This is a genomic window from Deinococcus sp., from assembly GCF_025362455.1.
In the GTDB taxonomy this organism is placed as follows: Bacteria; Deinococcota; Deinococci; order Deinococcales; family Deinococcaceae; genus Deinococcus.
This window is the reverse complement of sequence record NZ_JANYGJ010000125.1, coordinates 1-13,911: the sequence shown is the minus strand read 5'-3', so window position 1 is coordinate 13,911 and position 13,911 is coordinate 1. Positions and strand designations below refer to the sequence as shown.

Here is a 13,911-nt window from a genome sequence, read left to right as displayed (position 1 = left end):
CACCGGGCCTTCGAGCTGATGGCCTTTGCCGAGAAGGTCGCCCCCGAAGACGCGCTGCGGCTGGGTCTGTGCGAGCAGGTGTACCCCGCCGAGGGTTTCGCCGCCCAGGTGCAGGCGTACGCCGAGCGGCTGGCGGCCCGCCCCGCCGCCGCGCTGGCGCTGACCAAACAGGCGCTCCAGGCGGCCATGAGCGGCACGCTGGACGAGGCGCTGCTGAGCGAGGCCCACCTGCAAGACGCGGCAGGCCTGAGCTGGGAACATCGCGAGGGCGTGGAGGCCTTCCGGCAGCGGCGTGCGGCAGACTTTCTGAATGAGAAGGTTTGACCTTGGCGCGGGTCTGAGCAGCCCTGAACAGACTTCGGAACCCCCGGCCCAGCCTTGACAAGCCCGCAGCGGCCCTGTACTCTACTGAAGCCCTGGGAGCCGAGGTGGCGGAATCGGTAGACGCACTAGTTTCAGGGACTAGCGCTGCAAGGCGTAGGGGTTCAAGTCCCCTCCTCGGCACCACGCACCTGACCCCCGCAGCGATGTGGGGGTTTTTGCTGTCTGGCAGCGTCAGCAAGGCGCCGGAGCCCAGACGAAAGCGCCGGAGTAGCGGTGCTCCGGCGCCGATCTGTCTGCGCTTGTTCTGTTTGCGCCTGTTCTGTCTGCGCTTGTTCTGTCTGCGTTCGTTTACTTCTTGGGCTCGTCGGCCACCTGACCGTTGATGCCCGGCGCCACCCAGATCATGCCGTTGAGGTCGCCGATGCTCATGACCTTGCCCGCCGGTACGCGCAGCACGCCGCTGCGGTCCTTGATCGGGCCGGTGAAGGGGTCGAACTTGCCGCCCGCCACCATCTCGGCGTTCAGGGCCACCACGCGGTCATACACGCTGACAGGCTTGCCGCCGACCATCATCTTGGCGGCCTTGAGCTGCGGCACGAACTTGGCGTTAAAAGGCATGCCCATATCGGCGCCCATTTCCACGGCGCCCTTGCTCAGCAGCCACCAGTAGTCCACGTTGGCGAGGTTTTTGGTGGTGTAGGCGCCGCTGTGGACCTTACTCAGAAAGTCAATGTAAATCTTGTCCCAGTGGACGATATGGCCGCTGACCACATCAGTCGGGCTGAATTTCAGCATCGGGTTGTAGTGGGTAAAGGTCGGGATGTTCTTGGCTCCGGCGGTCTGCACGCCGGTGGCCGAGTCCTCGGCGCTGGACAGCACGTCGGCGCCCTCGGCGATCAGCGCCTCGCTGGCCTCGCGGGTCTTGGCCGGGTCGAACCAGGAGTTGAGCCACTTGACGTTCACGTTGGCCTTGGGATTGGCCGCCCGGACGCCCAGCGCGAAGGCCGAGAGGTGGCGCTTGAGTTCGGGAATCGGGTAGGTGCCGACAAAACCGATGTTGCCGCTCTTGCTCAGGGCGCCCGCCACCAGCCCGTTGAGGTAGTAGACCTGGTAGAAGTCGGCCATGAACGTCGCCATGTTCGGCGCACGCTTGAAGCCCGCCGCGTGGGCGAAAATCACCTCAGGGTACTTCTTGGCAGCGGCCAGGGTGTCGTCCATGTAACCGAAGCTGGTGGTGAAAATGACCTTGCAGTCGTCCTTGACCAGCTTGTCGATGGCGGGCAGGGCCTGGCCTTCGGGCACCGATTCCACGTACTTGGTCTCCAGCCAGGGCAGCGCCTTCATGGCCGCCAGGCGACCCTGATCGTGCGCGTAGGTCCAGCCGATATCGCCCGTCGGGCCGACGTAGATGAAGCAGGCTTTGAGCTTGGCGCCTTGCGCCCCCGCCTGCGTCATGGTGCCCGCAACGGTGAGGGTCAGGGCGAGGGTGATCAGACTTGAGATGGATTTCTTCATGGGGCGCCTCCGGGGCAGGGGTTAAGTGACGCTCAATGTAAACCATTTTGAAGACAAAGTACATCTTCAGCTCACGGTTGAGGGCGGGTCAGCCAGATCAGGTGTCCGATGTTCTAATTTTAACGCACAGTGGGCGACGTCCGATGCGAAATCGGCGCCGGGCGGGGCGTTGCGGGCAGCGTGAGCGGCGTTATCATGGGTTTACTGGATCGTGGGTTTACTGAAGCATTGAGTATACCGCTGAGTCCGACGAAACTTGGCCCTTGAAGGGAAGTAACCTCTGACGACTGTGGGACGCAACCCTCCTATCCACACCTTCGCCGTTCCCACCAGCCACACAGGCCACGCGCCACCAGCCACCCCTACCGCTCCCCCCGCGTGTACGGCCTGCCCAGCGACTCCGGCGCCGCGCCCTGCTGCCCGCGCAGACCCGCGACGCCCAGCACCACGATCACCAGCAGGTAGGGCATGGCCGAGAAGACCTCGGTGGGAATGAAGGTCTTGCCCTGGAGCCGGAACTGAAGGTAGTACAGCAGCCCGAAGAAGACCGAACCGAAGATGGCCCGCAGCGGATTCCAGCCGACGAAAATGACCAGCGCCACGGCGATCCAGCCCAGACCGTTGGTCATGCCATCGGTCCACGAAGGCCGGTAGACCAGCGACAGGTAAGCGCCCGCCAGCCCGGCCAGGGCGCCCCCGAAGGCCACCGCGCCGTAGCGCACGGCCCCCACGTTCAGGCCCAGCACGTCGGCGGCGGCGGGGTTTTCGCCCACCGATCTGAGGGTCAGGCCCGCACGGGTGCTGCTCAGCCAGAAGGCCAGCAGCCCGGCCAGCACGATGGCCCCCACCGTGAACGGCCACTGCGGCGGCTGACCCGTCAGCGGCAGCCCCTCGTAGCGCTTGCCCAGCAGCCCGGCCACGCCCAGGCCCAGCAGCGTCAGGCTCAGGCCCGAAACGAACTGGTTGGCCCGCAGCGTGATGGTCACGAAGGCGTGGAGCAGCGCCGCCAGGCCGCCCGCCAGCGCCGCCGCCAGAATGCCCAGCCAGAGGTTGCCGCTGCCCGGTGTGCCGTCACCGTAGGCCACCGCGAAGCCCGCCAGGGCGCCCAGGGCCATCATGCCCTCAACGCCCAGGTTGACCACCCCGGCCCGCTCGTTGATGACGGCGCCCAGCGAGGCCAGCAGCAGCGGCGTGCCGAAGGCCAGCGCACGCAGGAGGGCATTGATCAGTTCGTCCATGGGGCTCCTTCGGAGGGCGTGTGGCGTATAGCGTGTGGCTTGTGGGCAGGAGGTAAATCGTTCAAGCCGCTGCCCACCCAACCTCGCCCATCAAGGCGAAGTGACAAAAGAGCGCGTCCCAGTCGAAGAAACTTCAGTTTCAGTCCACCTCTTTCCCACTCCCCACATCCCACTCCCCCATCTTTCCCCACAAGCCACAAGCCCCCTCACCTCCCCCACCGCACCCTGTTTTTCACGAAGACCTCGCTGGCGATCAGGCACATCAGCATCACGCCGGAAAAGACGTCGGTGATGCGAAACGGCAGGTTCATGTTGATTTTGAGCACGTCGCCGCCCGCCAGAATAATGCCCATCAGCGGCGCCGTGACCAGGCACAGGGCCGGGTTGCCGCGTGCCAGCCAGGCCACGATGACGGCGGTAAACCCGTAGCCGGACGAGATCTGGCCGGGCTCCAGCAGCTTGTGGTGAATGCCCGCCACCTCGCCCACGCCCGCCAGGCCCGCCGCGCCGCCCGTGATGAGCGCCATGCGGTAGATCACGCTGGCCACGCTGATGCCCGCGTACCGCGCCGCCGCAGCGTTCTCGCCGACCACGCGCAGCTCGAAGCCGCCCGTGCTGCGGCCCAGAAACCACTGGAGGGCCACCGCCAACGCCGCGCCCAGCACGAGCGTGGGCCAGCCGACCTGGGTGTCGCCCAGCGTGGGCAGTTGCGCGTAGGCCGGAAAATCGTCGGTGTAGATGAAACCGCGCACCTTTTCGCCTTTCCAGGGGCCGTTGATGAGGTAGACCACCAGGGAGGCGGCGACGTAGTTGAGCATCAGCGTGCTGAGAATTTCGTTGACGCGCAGCCGGACCCGCAGGAAGGCCGCCAGCAGCGCCCACAGTCCGCCCGCCAATGCCCCGCCGACGAACATGGCGACCATCATCAGCGCGGGCGCAATCGGCGTGAACAGCGCCACGCCGCCCGCCGCGACGGCACCCAGGAGGAGTTGTCCCTCGCCGCCGATGTTGAAGAACTGGGCACGAATCGCCAGCGTCAGGCCCACGCCGATCAGCAGCAGCGGGGCTGCTCGGCGCAGCACCTCCGACCAGCCGCTCCAGTCGGCCACCGTGCCGCGCAGCATGGTGCTGTACGCCTCCAAGGGGTTAGTGCCCGCTGCCACGAAGACCAGCCCGGCGATAAAGAGCGCCACCAGCAGCGCCACCAACGTCACCCAGACGACCCGGCTGCGCGGCACGTCGCTGATGGGGTCGAAGCGGATCACAGACTCGCCCCAGCACTTTCCACTAGGTCGCCCGGCCCGGCGCCGTGGGGCAAGCCGTCCGAATTGGCTTCCCCGCCCGCCATCAGCAGGCCCAGGCCCTCGCGGGTGGCCTGCTCGGCGCTGTACGGCCCCAGCAGCTCGCCGTGGTACATCACCGCAATGCGGTCGGACAGGGCCAGCAGCTCGTCGAGGTCCTCGCTGACCAGCAGCACCGAGGCGCCGCGCTCCGCAGCAGAAAGCAGCGCGGCGTGGACCTGCTCGGTGGCGCCGATGTCCAGCCCGTAGGTCGGATGCGCGGCCAGGATCAGCCGGGCCTGGCCGCGCAGCTCGCGGGCCAGGATGATCTTCTGGATGTTGCCGCCCGACAGCGAACGCGAGGGCGTGTCCACACCGGGCGTGCTGATCTCGTAAGCCGTGACCTCCTCGCGTGCGCGGCTGGCCTGGGCGCCCAGGTCGCGCACGCCAGCGCGGGCCAGCGGGGCGCGGGCGTAGTCGCGCAGCGCCAGGTTCTCGGCCACCGACATGCTCGGCACGGTGCCCATGTGGATGCGGTCTTCGGGGATGTGCGCCACGCCCGACTCGAAGATGTGGCGTGCCCCGCTGGCGTGCGCCTCGCCGTCGAGTTCGATACGCCCCGACTGGAGCGGGCACAGCCCTGAGAGCACCTCGATAAGCTCGCTCTGGCCGTTGCCCGCCACGCCCGCCACCCCGACGATCTCACCGGCCCGCAGATCGAGGTTCACCCCGCGCAGGGCAGGCAACCCCCGGCTCGACAAGGCGCTCAGGCCGCGCAGCGAGAGGCGAACGGGCGCCGTGTCCAGGTTGGAAGGCGACAGTTCTGATGGTGACAGTTCTGATGGCGACAGTTCTGATGGGGTCTGGCGCTTGCGGTCAAAACTCACCGTGCGGCCCACCATCATCTCGGCCAGGCTTCGTCGGCTGGCCCCCGCCGTGGGCGCGTTGCCGGTGACCTTGCCCCGGCGCAGGACCGTCACCCGGTCGGTGATCTCCAGCACCTCGCCGAGCTTGTGCGAAATGAAGATCAGGCTCTTGCCACCTCGTTTGAGTTCGCGCATCACCTGAAACAGCCCCTGCACTTCCTGCGGCGTGAGCACGCTGGTCGGCTCATCGAGAATCAGCACCTGGACACCGCGCAGCAGCGAACGCAAAATCTCGACGCGCTGTTTCTCGCCGGGCGAGAGCTGTGACACGCGGGCGTTCGGGTCCACGTTCAGCCCGTAGCGTTGCGACAGCTCGCGGATGCGCCCGGCCACCCGCCGCGCCGGAAACAGGCCGCTGCCCTGCCCCGGTAGCTGATGGCCCAGCGCCAGGTTCTCGGCCACGGTATGCCGCGCGACCAGCATCGGGTGCTGCGGCACCAGCCCGATACCGAGTTTCAGCGCACTGGCCGGGCTGGCGATCGTCACCGCCTGGCCGTTTACCAGCACCTGGCCCTCGTCGGGGCGTTGCAGGCCGTACATCACCGAGATGACGGTGGATTTGCCCGCGCCGTTCTCACCGAGCAGAGCCAGCACCTCGCCCGCGAACAGGCTCAGGTTCACGTTGTCGTTGGCGACCACGCCGGGAAAGCGTTTGGTGACGCCGCGCAGTTCGAGCACGGGCACTGAAGTGAGGTCGGGGGTCAAGTCGGCTCCTGTGATGCGGGAAAGCGGGAAGTGGTGTAGGTCTGGCTCCACCTGCTTTCAGACTGTAGCGGCTTGGCGGCCCGCCGGGGTGAAGTGGGGTTGCCCAGCCTCAACTGGCCCCGGTTGAGCAGCGGCGCCCGGCGCCCAGGCCGACTTTGCTATAACGGTCCCCATGTCCTCCACTCCGGCGCTGCTCAGGCGCATTCAGGCCGACTGGCAGCGGGTCCGCCCCGGCCTAAACGCCCGCCCGATGCTGACCTATCTGCTGATTACCCGCCTGCAAGCCGCGCTGGCCCGGCAGGTCGAGCGCACGCACCGCGACTCCGGCCTCAACGCCGCCACCTGGGACCTGCTCATCACCCTGCGCCGCAGCGCCCCGGAAGCGGGCCTGACGCCTGCCGAGCTGGCCGGACTGACCGCCCTGACGGGGGCGAGCATCACCAACCGCATCGGCAACCTGCGCGGGCGCGGCCTGGCCGAGCGGGTCATCAACGAGCAGGACCGCCGCAGCGCCTTCGTGCGCCTGACCCCGCGCGGCCTGAACCTGGCCGATCACTTGTTGCCGACTCACCTGAACAACGAAACCGAGCTGTTCGCCGTGCTCGACGAGCAGGACCGGGCCGATCTGGAGCGCATCGCGTTTAAATTGCTGGCGAAGCTGGAGGAGCAAGAAGAAGTGGGCGAGGTGTTGTGAACGTGTGAAGTTGCCTGTAGAAGAGTGTTGTCACACAAGATTAAAAAGAATCTTACGCATTTAGCGGGAACGCCGCCCGGTGGTCCCCTCTGCAAGCAGGTCTGCGACTCACCCCGCTGCTTCGCAGCACCCCTCTGCAAGCACTCGTCGTGGACGGAGCGGGCAGGCGTCCCCAGGGGGAGGAGTGGCGTCCTCATGGGGAGGAATGGCACCCTCATGGGTGTCCGCTCATGACGACAGTCCGTTCACGACGACAGTCCGTTCTGCCCAAGAACGCGCCTGGGCACGCCACTCCTCAGGTCTGCGACTCTTCCCCAGGTAGAGGGGTCAGCACCACAGCACCGAAATAGCCGAGCATCAATTCAATTCCACACCATATAGTTATCATCCTGAACGCAATGAAGGATCTCGCTGTTTGAGGACGAGATCCTTCATTTCACTCAGGATGACCAGTTTCCGCATGTGAAAGACCGCTGTGTTCCCAGTTTAGTCCGGTACTAAAAAGCCGTGCAGCGGCGGCTGGGTCTCGAAGCTGAGCCAGTCGCCGACTTTCAGCGCGGGCAACCGTGTGAAGCTGGAGAGCACCAGCGGTAGCCGGGCACCCACCACCACCGTGTAGGCCGACACCAGGCGCGTGACCTGCCCCACGCCCTGCGCCCCGGAGACGCCGACCAGGCTGAGCTTGGTCTGTACGTTCGTCTGGGCGCCCGCTTCCAACCGCTCGAAGGCGCTCAGGATGGCGTGGACGATGACGCGGGCCGGGCCTGGCCTGGCGGTGTACGGCCCGGTGCGGTCAAACAGGTACAGCGCCCGGCCCCCGGAGACGAATTCCATCAGCGGGCTGCCTTCCGGTTGCGGGTAGAGTTCGCCCTCGGCGGCGTCGGTGCGGTAGCGCGATACGAAGTCCTCGACGGACGTTTCCAGCATGAAGGGATTGTACGCCGCTGGGCGGCGGGCTTGTGGCTCGTGGCTTGTGGGAAGAGATGAGGGCGCGGGTAGTGGGCGGGTGGGGAGTGGGGAGTGGGAACAGCGTTCGGGGGCTTTGTCGGTCCAATGGGGGGCGGGGCGCGGGGCGCGGGAAAGGCTCGCTTCGCCGTGCCTACTTCCCACTCCCCACCTCCTACTCCCCACTCCCCATCACTTCCTCCAGGCTCAGCCTCGGCCAGCCCACACCGTCCAGCAGCGGGTCAGCGCGCTCCAGGGCGAAGGTGCCTTCCACCTCGCGCTGAAGGTGAATGAGGACCAGGCCCACCACCCGTTCCAGGTAGGCCCAGCCCGGCGAGTGCAGCGGCTGGGAATCGCGGGCACGGCGCAGCAGGTTCAACGCGGCGTAGTCGTCACCGTCGGCAAACGTCCGAATGGCCTCGGCGGGAATCAAAGTCAGCGCAGGGTGCGCCACGCCACGTCCGCGACCACTCCGGCCAGCATGGTCAGGGCCAGGTACATATTCGCATCGAAGAAGGCGACGTTGGCCCGCGTCAGGTCGTCGGGGCGCACCAGGCGGTGCTCGTAGAGCAGAATGCCGCCCATGACCAGCACGGCCAGGAAGTACCAGAAACTACTTCCCAGCACGATGCCCAGCGTCAGGAGCAGCGCGAAGGTGAGCGCGTGGCTGACGGCGGCGATGTTGAGGGACAGCGGAATGCCGAAGCGGGCGGGAATACTCCTGATGCCGTGCTGGCGGTCAAAATCGTAGTCCATAGTGGCGTAGATGGTGTCCAGCCCGACCATCCAGAAAATCACGATGGCCCACAGAATCCAGGCGCCCGCGTCGAAGCGGCCTGTCACGGCGATCCAGCCGCCCGCCGCCGCCGCGCCGTCGGTGACGCCCAGCCAGACGTGACACAGCCACGAGAAGCGCTTGATGTACGGATAGCCGATCAGGAAGATGACAGCAACAGGCATCAGCGCCAGGCACAACGGGTTGAGTTGCGCCGCCGCCACGCCCATGACCAGCAGGCTGAGCACCACCAATCCCCACGCCTGCGCCGGGCTGACCTTGCCGCTGGGCACCTCGCGGCCCGCCGTGCGCGGGTTACGGGCGTCGATGGCGCTGTCAATGACCCGGTTGGCGCCCATCGCCGCCGTGCGGGCACCGGCCATCGCCAGCGTGACCCAGATCAAGGTAGCCAGGCCCGGCCAGCCCGTACCCCGAAACTGCATCGCGGCCAGCAGCAACCCCGCGTAGGCGAACGGCAGCGCGAAGACGGTGTGCTCGAACTTGACGAGGTTCAGGTAGGTTTTGAGCGTGGGGCGGGCGGCGGGGACGTTCACAGTGACGGTATGGTACGCCCTGGAGGGGGAAGGTAGAAGGCCCCGAAGTCGCCGACCAGGGTTCAGTGAGCGTTTGGAGATCGGGCCTGACTGGACGCCTGCTCAGCGCTCCAGACTTATTGAGGCAGGTACAATCCCCACCACCCACGCCCTCACCTCAAAACTCCAATGCTTGAACCCTTCCGGCACACTCAGCTCCGGCAGCGGCCCCTGCCAGCGGCTTTCGAGCAGCCACAGCCCCGGCTGGGCAGGCGAGGCCAGCAGGCAGGCGTCGAGCAGGCCCGGTAGGGCGCTCAGGCCAGCCATGAAGGTCCGCAGCGCCGCCTCAGCGCCGTCCGATTTGCCTTCAACATAATGAACGTGCTGTGGCTGGCTCACTTCGGTTATTCGCTGGATTCGATGTAGCGCTTCAAGGCGTCCATCCGCACGATGATCGGCGTGCGGGGCCGGACGATGGCACCCTCGTGCTTGAGCTTGCTCAGGCTGTGACTCACCGTTTCGCGGGTGGCGCCGACCATCCGGGCGATGTCTTCCTGGTTGAGCTTCAGGCTCAGCTCCACGCCCTGCGGATGCGGGCGCCCGAACTCGCGGGCCAGGCGGTACAGCAAACTGGCGACGCGCTCCGGGGCGCTGTAGGCGCTGACTTCCGCCGTCCAGGCCTGGGCCTCGAACAGCCGGGCGGCCATCATGCGGATGAGCTTCATGGCCAGGTCGTGCTTGGCGTCGAGCAGTTTTTGCAGCTCGCCGCGCGGCAGCACGATCAATGTGGTGCGCTCCAGCGCCTCGGCCTGGGTGGGGCGCCGCTCTTCGGGTTGCAGCAGCAGCTCGCCGAAGGTGTCGTGCTGGCCGACCACGCTCAGGATGGCTTCCTTGCCGTTGGGAAACAGCTTGCTGATCTTGACCAGGCCGGAGCGCACGAAGTACAGCGCGTCCGCCGGGTCGTCCATGCGGTAGATGACCTCGCCCGCCTGGTAGGAGCGGTAAGGCGTCGTGGTGGCAACCCGTTCAAGCTCGGCCAGTTCCAGGTCTGCGAACAGCTCGGTGCGCTTGAGGTGCCATACCAGGCTCGGATAATTCATGATTACGGTCAGTTTACCCCACAAGGCAGACTGGAAACCGGGGGCCAGCCCGACGTTTCGCTTGCAAGGTCGTCAGTTGAACACAGTCTACCGGCTGAACACAGTCTACCGGCGCGGGCTACTCCCCTCAGACGGCGGGCGTGACGTGGAAGGTGCGCCACAGCAGCCGGGCGGCGTAGCTGCGGTGCGGCGACCAGCTCTGGACGGTGGCGGCGTGATCCTGGCCGGGGTAATGTTTCTCCAGGGCTTTGCGCAGCGCCAGATCACCGAAGCTGAACACGTCGGGGCGCCCCAGGCCGAAGATCAGGAACATCTCGGCGGTCCATCTCCCGATGCCAGGCAGCGGAATCAGCGCCCTGATGACGGCCTCGTCGCTCAGCTCGGCCAGGTGCGCGAAGTCGATCTCGCCGCTCTGGGCCGCCGCCGCTATGGCCTGGACGGTCCGGACCTTGGCCCACGACAACCCCAGGCCGCGCAGGTCTTCGGGTCTGGCTGAGGCGATCAGCGCCGGGCTGAAGTTCTCGGTGGCCGCCGCCAGCCGCCCGGCAATCGCCGCCGCCGCCGCCACTGAAAGCTGCTGGCCGTTGACGCTGCGGATCAGCGAGGCGAAGGGGTCGGCAGCCGGGGGCAGATGGGCCAGTGGACCGGCCCCCAGCAGCGGCAGCAGCGCCGGGTCGTGGGCGAGTTCGCGGTGGGCGTCGGGCAGGGGGGCGCCGCTCAGGGTCATGGAGCCAGTATGGCGCAGCCTGCCCTGATCACCTGGCCTCCTGTCTGACGGCTTCCTGACGCATCGGTGAACGCCGCGAGGCAGACCGGGCAGCACCAGGCGGCCCCGAACCGTATACCCTGTTGTCATGAAGACCGTTTCACGTTTCGCTCTCGCCGCGCTGCTGGCGCTGCCGATCACCGCCCAGGCCCAGACCGTCATCAACGGCGTGACCATCACCAAGCCCGCGCCCAGGCCAGCACCGGTTCAACCGGCGCCAGTCCAGCCCGCGCCCACCGGTCGGCGCACCGTCCCCGCCTTCGTCAACGAGGCGATTCCCGCCGATTGGATCGACGTGCGGGGCCGCGTCAGCGCAGGCGCCGGGCGCGTGGACCTGCCAGCGGGCAGCCGCGTCACGGTGGCGCTGCGCGACCTGAGCCGCACGGGCGCGGCCACCATCGACACCAGCTTTCCCAGCCGCTCGCTGCCGGTCAGCTACCAGGTGGTCTCCAGCCCGCGCAGGTTCACGGCCAGCGGCAACTACGCCGTGCAGGTGCAGGTCGTGGACAGCTCCGGACGGGTCATCTACGCCAACGCGACCCAGTACCGCATCAACCCGGCGGCCAAACGCATCCTGGCCGACGTGCAGGTGAGCCCGGCCCGCTGAGTCCTGGCTGGGCGCACCAGATAACCGCTCTTTAACCAATGCACATTTTAATCGAATGTTTTTCTCATCCTGAGCAGCCTGAATACTCCCGCCACCAAATGACGAGATCATTCGGGCTGCTACAGATTCCAGGCGCCCGACACTTCCAGCACCTGCCCGGTGAGGTACTCGCTGGCCTCCACGAAGGTCATGACCGCCTGGGCGACCTCCAGCACGCTGCCCAGCCGCCCCGCCGGAATTTCGGACAGCGGCTGGCTGACCGAGGTTTCGATGACGCCGGGCGACACCACGTTGGCGCTAATACCGTGCGCCGCCTCGCTGCGGGCGATGGCCTTGGTGAGCAAGGTCACGCCCGCCTTGGCCGCCGCGTAGGGCAGGATGCCGGGCCGCGCCAGCAGGTTTCCGGCCCCCGCGTAGCCGAAGTTGACGATGCGCCCGTAGCCCTGAGCGCGCATCTGCGGCACGGCGGCGCGGCAGGTGTAGAACGCGGCGTCCAGGTTGCTGGCGAACATGTCGCGCCACTGCTCGTCGCCGAGTTCGTCCCAGCGCTTGTGGACATAATTGCCGACCACGTTGACCAGCACGCCCAGCGGCAGGCCGAAACGGGTCTGTGCCCAGTGGATCAGGGCGTCGGCCTCGGCAGAGTCGGTCAGGTCAGCCGGGAACACGTCCGATGGCACGCCGAACTCGCGGCACAGGCGGGCCGTCTCCTGGGCGTCGTCCAGGCTGCCCCGGTAGTGGATGCCCACTGAGTAGCCGCGCTGCGCCAGGGCCAGCGCCACGCCGCGCCCGATGCCCCGCGCCGCGCCGGTCACCAGGGCCGCGTAAAGTTGCGGCTGGACGGTCAAAAGCCCTCCCGCACTCCCAATTCACGCTGCGCCAACTCAATCAATGTTCGGGTATACGAGTTGAGCGGATACGTCAGCGCCGCCTCCAGGCTGACCCAGGCCCACTGCACGATCTCCTCGTTGGGCGTGACCTCGCTGCCCTCCGTCTCGGCCAGAAAGTCCAGCAGGAGCATGTGCGAATTCTTGTAAAATTCCGGCGAGTCGATGGCCTCCTGCATCTGGGCGTAACGAACGCCTCGCAACGTCAGACCGACCTCTTCCAGAAACTCACGCTTCACGGCCTGCACCAGCGACTCGCCGTAGTCGACCTTGCCGCCCGGCACACCCCACGAGCCGCGCCACTTGGTCGTCTGCACGATCAGGTAACCGCTGGGAGAGCGCACCAGCGCCCCCACACACAGCAGCGGGCGAACCGGAACCACAGAAGCGTCACTCATGAGGCGCAGCCTAGCTCCTGATCCCCCCGGAGCGTGTAGCCGCCCTCGCCCTGCCCACTTCCCACTCCCAACTCCCCGCTCCCCACTCCCCGCTTCCCACAAGCCCCCCTCAACGCCCCCGCGCCCGTTTCCGGGTAGGCTACGCACATGGCCAAGCTCAGCGGAACCACCATCATGCTCACCGGGGCAGGCGGCGCCCTCGCCACGGCCATCGCGCAGGAACTCATCGACGCGGGCGCCGAACTCATCCTGGTGGGGCGCGGTGAGGCGCTGACGCGGGCCGAGGACCGCTTTCCCGCCAAGGCGGCGCTGGACCTGGATTTAACGGACCCAGGTAGCGTGGACATCCTGAAAAAGCACAAGGCCGACGTGCTGATTCATACGGCGGGCACCTTCAGCAGCCAGGACGCCCACAAGGCCAGCGAGAAGGACTACCAGACGCTGTTCGGCGCCAACATGCAGACCCTCTTTCACGCCGTGCAGGGCACCCTGCCGTCCATGCTCAAGCAAAAGGAAGGCATGATTATCGGCGTCTCGGCGGGGCAGGCCGCCCGCATGAGTGGCCCCCGCGCCGCGCTCTACACCGCCAGCAAGGCCGCCGTGGCCGCCTACCTGCTGAGCCTGCACGACGAACTCAAGGCTAGGGGCGTCACCACGCTGACCCTCTACCCGATGGGCGCCATCGACACCCCGGCCAACCGCGAGGCGGGATTGCCCTGGGAAGACACCATCGACCCGCGTGCCCTGGCCCAGACGCTGGCCCACGCCATTACCCGCCCGGCGCGGGCGCACCTGACCGAGCTGAAGGTCTATCCGGAGAAATAGACTGGCGGAGAGCAGTGAAGCCGATTTAGGCAGGGCACATCTCAGAGCCCTCAAGCGACTGACGTGCTGGGCAGATATGGCATGCTGGGCAGATATGGTCCTTTCAGCCGTACCCGAAACCGCATGATCCAGTGAATGCAGAACCTGCTCGAAAGCCTGGGCTATCCCGGCCTGGCGTTCCTGATGCTGATCGAGAACCTGTTTGCGCCGATTCCCTCGGAGCTGATTATGCCGCTGGCGGGATTCGCCGCCGGGTGCAACTCAGAAATGGGGAACCGGAAAAGCACGGTGGCGCAGCGGGTGAAACTGGAGTGGGCGTGAGGACGAAGCTGAACCCGCACGAAGGGCCGCCATACCAGCAGCTCCTGAACGTGACCAATGCTGGCCAGCACG

17 protein-coding genes and 1 tRNA gene are annotated in these 13,911 nt (G+C 66.7%); 6 read left to right on the top strand and 12 right to left on the bottom strand.

The annotated features are described in order from the left end of the window. Together Q0R23_RS09750 and Q0R23_RS09745 are read left to right on the top strand one after the other, a co-directional pair. On the top strand, window positions 1–324 hold a 324-nt coding region (locus Q0R23_RS09750; RefSeq protein WP_293912538.1), incomplete at its 5' end, for an enoyl-CoA hydratase-related protein. A 98-nt stretch (window positions 325–422) separates the two neighbouring features. Continuing rightward, window positions 423–507, top strand: a tRNA-Leu gene (locus Q0R23_RS09745). 165 nt (window positions 508–672) lie between these two features. On the opposite strand, the gene Q0R23_RS09740 is transcribed toward Q0R23_RS09745, so the two are convergent. From Q0R23_RS09740 to Q0R23_RS09725, 4 genes are all read right to left on the bottom strand, one after another. Further along, window positions 673–1,839 (bottom strand): BMP family ABC transporter substrate-binding protein, encoded by a 1,167-nt coding sequence (locus Q0R23_RS09740; RefSeq protein ID WP_293912536.1) that lies wholly within the window; start codon window positions 1,837–1,839, stop codon window positions 673–675. Window positions 1,840–2,201: 362 nt separating this feature from the next. After that, the gene (locus tag Q0R23_RS09735; protein WP_293912534.1) at window positions 2,202–3,077 is read right to left on the bottom strand and encodes an ABC transporter permease; all 876 of its coding nucleotides are present in this window, start codon (window positions 3,075–3,077) and stop codon (window positions 2,202–2,204) included. A gap of 206 nt (window positions 3,078–3,283) precedes the next feature. Continuing rightward, window positions 3,284–4,342: an ABC transporter permease gene (locus Q0R23_RS09730; RefSeq protein ID WP_293912532.1), complete on the bottom strand. Its 1,059-nt coding sequence runs from the start codon at window positions 4,340–4,342 to the stop codon at window positions 3,284–3,286. Continuing rightward, window positions 4,339–5,988 (bottom strand): ABC transporter ATP-binding protein, encoded by a 1,650-nt coding sequence (locus tag Q0R23_RS09725; protein ID WP_293912530.1) that lies wholly within the window; start codon window positions 5,986–5,988, stop codon window positions 4,339–4,341. Before Q0R23_RS09725 ends, Q0R23_RS09730 begins: the two co-directional genes overlap by 4 nt. A gap of 172 nt (window positions 5,989–6,160) precedes the next feature. Here Q0R23_RS09725 and Q0R23_RS09720 point away from each other — a divergent pair, with 172 nt between their 5' ends. Beyond that, window positions 6,161–6,682 carry a MarR family transcriptional regulator gene (locus tag Q0R23_RS09720; RefSeq protein WP_293912528.1) on the top strand — a complete coding sequence of 174 codons (522 nt, stop codon included), beginning with the start codon at window positions 6,161–6,163 and terminating at the stop codon, window positions 6,680–6,682. A 486-nt stretch (window positions 6,683–7,168) separates the two neighbouring features. Here the strand turns inward: Q0R23_RS09720 and Q0R23_RS09715 are convergent, their stop codons facing one another. The 6 genes from Q0R23_RS09715 to Q0R23_RS09690 all read right to left on the bottom strand — a co-directional run bounded on the left by Q0R23_RS09715 (window position 7,169) and on the right by Q0R23_RS09690 (window position 10,762). Next, window positions 7,169–7,609 carry a hypothetical protein gene (locus tag Q0R23_RS09715; protein WP_293912526.1) on the bottom strand — a complete coding sequence of 147 codons (441 nt, stop codon included), beginning with the start codon at window positions 7,607–7,609 and terminating at the stop codon, window positions 7,169–7,171. A 193-nt stretch (window positions 7,610–7,802) separates the two neighbouring features. After that, window positions 7,803–8,081 carry a hypothetical protein gene (locus tag Q0R23_RS09710; RefSeq protein ID WP_293912524.1) on the bottom strand — a complete coding sequence of 93 codons (279 nt, stop codon included), beginning with the start codon at window positions 8,079–8,081 and terminating at the stop codon, window positions 7,803–7,805. Beyond that, window positions 8,063–8,956: a menaquinone biosynthesis prenyltransferase MqnP gene (mqnP, locus tag Q0R23_RS09705; RefSeq protein WP_293912522.1), complete on the bottom strand. Its 894-nt coding sequence runs from the start codon at window positions 8,954–8,956 to the stop codon at window positions 8,063–8,065. Before mqnP ends, Q0R23_RS09710 begins: the two co-directional genes overlap by 19 nt. A gap of 102 nt (window positions 8,957–9,058) precedes the next feature. Then, a complete protein-coding gene (locus Q0R23_RS09700) occupies window positions 9,059–9,334 on the bottom strand; it encodes a hypothetical protein (RefSeq protein WP_293912520.1) in 276 nt (91 codons plus the stop codon). A 5-nt stretch (window positions 9,335–9,339) separates the two neighbouring features. Continuing rightward, window positions 9,340–10,035 (bottom strand): Crp/Fnr family transcriptional regulator, encoded by a 696-nt coding sequence (locus Q0R23_RS09695; protein ID WP_293912518.1) that lies wholly within the window; start codon window positions 10,033–10,035, stop codon window positions 9,340–9,342. 127 nt (window positions 10,036–10,162) lie between these two features. Next, window positions 10,163–10,762 carry a DNA-3-methyladenine glycosylase 2 family protein gene (locus Q0R23_RS09690; RefSeq protein WP_293912516.1) on the bottom strand — a complete coding sequence of 200 codons (600 nt, stop codon included), beginning with the start codon at window positions 10,760–10,762 and terminating at the stop codon, window positions 10,163–10,165. A gap of 127 nt (window positions 10,763–10,889) precedes the next feature. Here Q0R23_RS09690 and Q0R23_RS09685 point away from each other — a divergent pair, with 127 nt between their 5' ends. Further along, window positions 10,890–11,408 carry a YbaY family lipoprotein gene (locus Q0R23_RS09685; protein WP_293912514.1) on the top strand — a complete coding sequence of 173 codons (519 nt, stop codon included), beginning with the start codon at window positions 10,890–10,892 and terminating at the stop codon, window positions 11,406–11,408. 119 nt (window positions 11,409–11,527) lie between these two features. On the opposite strand, the gene Q0R23_RS09680 is transcribed toward Q0R23_RS09685, so the two are convergent. Together Q0R23_RS09680 and Q0R23_RS09675 are read right to left on the bottom strand one after the other, a co-directional pair. After that, a complete protein-coding gene (locus Q0R23_RS09680; protein ID WP_293912513.1) occupies window positions 11,528–12,256 on the bottom strand; it encodes an SDR family NAD(P)-dependent oxidoreductase in 729 nt (242 codons plus the stop codon). Continuing rightward, window positions 12,253–12,693: an NUDIX domain-containing protein gene (locus Q0R23_RS09675; RefSeq protein ID WP_293912512.1), complete on the bottom strand. Its 441-nt coding sequence runs from the start codon at window positions 12,691–12,693 to the stop codon at window positions 12,253–12,255. Before Q0R23_RS09675 ends, Q0R23_RS09680 begins: the two co-directional genes overlap by 4 nt. Before the next feature lie 147 nt (window positions 12,694–12,840). Here Q0R23_RS09675 and Q0R23_RS09670 point away from each other — a divergent pair, with 147 nt between their 5' ends. Beyond that, window positions 12,841–13,518, top strand: coding sequence for an SDR family NAD(P)-dependent oxidoreductase (locus Q0R23_RS09670; RefSeq protein ID WP_293912511.1), 678 nt, complete (start codon window positions 12,841–12,843; stop codon window positions 13,516–13,518). Between the two features lie 135 nt (window positions 13,519–13,653). Continuing rightward, a complete protein-coding gene (locus tag Q0R23_RS18510; protein ID WP_366520415.1) occupies window positions 13,654–13,839 on the top strand; it encodes a hypothetical protein in 186 nt (61 codons plus the stop codon). Window positions 13,840–13,911: the final 72 nt, after the last annotated feature.

What these genes read in the sequence shown, in the direction of transcription:
- Q0R23_RS09740 (WP_293912536.1), bottom strand. Translation starts at nt 1,839, where the DNA reads ATGAAGAAATCCATCTCAAGTCTGATCACCCTCGCCCTGACCCTCACC.
- Q0R23_RS09735 (WP_293912534.1), bottom strand. Translation starts at nt 3,077, where the DNA reads ATGGACGAACTGATCAATGCCCTCCTGCGTGCGCTGGCCTTCGGCACG.
- Q0R23_RS09720 (WP_293912528.1), top strand. Translation starts at nt 6,161, where the DNA reads ATGTCCTCCACTCCGGCGCTGCTCAGGCGCATTCAGGCCGACTGGCAG.
- Q0R23_RS09715 (WP_293912526.1), bottom strand. Translation starts at nt 7,609, where the DNA reads ATGCTGGAAACGTCCGTCGAGGACTTCGTATCGCGCTACCGCACCGAC.
- Q0R23_RS09695 (WP_293912518.1), bottom strand. Translation starts at nt 10,035, where the DNA reads ATGAATTATCCGAGCCTGGTATGGCACCTCAAGCGCACCGAGCTGTTC.
- Q0R23_RS09690 (WP_293912516.1), bottom strand. Translation starts at nt 10,762, where the DNA reads ATGACCCTGAGCGGCGCCCCCCTGCCCGACGCCCACCGCGAACTCGCC.
- Q0R23_RS09685 (WP_293912514.1), top strand. Translation starts at nt 10,890, where the DNA reads ATGAAGACCGTTTCACGTTTCGCTCTCGCCGCGCTGCTGGCGCTGCCG.
- Q0R23_RS09675 (WP_293912512.1), bottom strand. Translation starts at nt 12,693, where the DNA reads ATGAGTGACGCTTCTGTGGTTCCGGTTCGCCCGCTGCTGTGTGTGGGG.
- Q0R23_RS09670 (WP_293912511.1), top strand. Translation starts at nt 12,841, where the DNA reads ATGGCCAAGCTCAGCGGAACCACCATCATGCTCACCGGGGCAGGCGGC.
- Q0R23_RS18510 (WP_366520415.1), top strand. Translation starts at nt 13,654, where the DNA reads ATGCAGAACCTGCTCGAAAGCCTGGGCTATCCCGGCCTGGCGTTCCTG.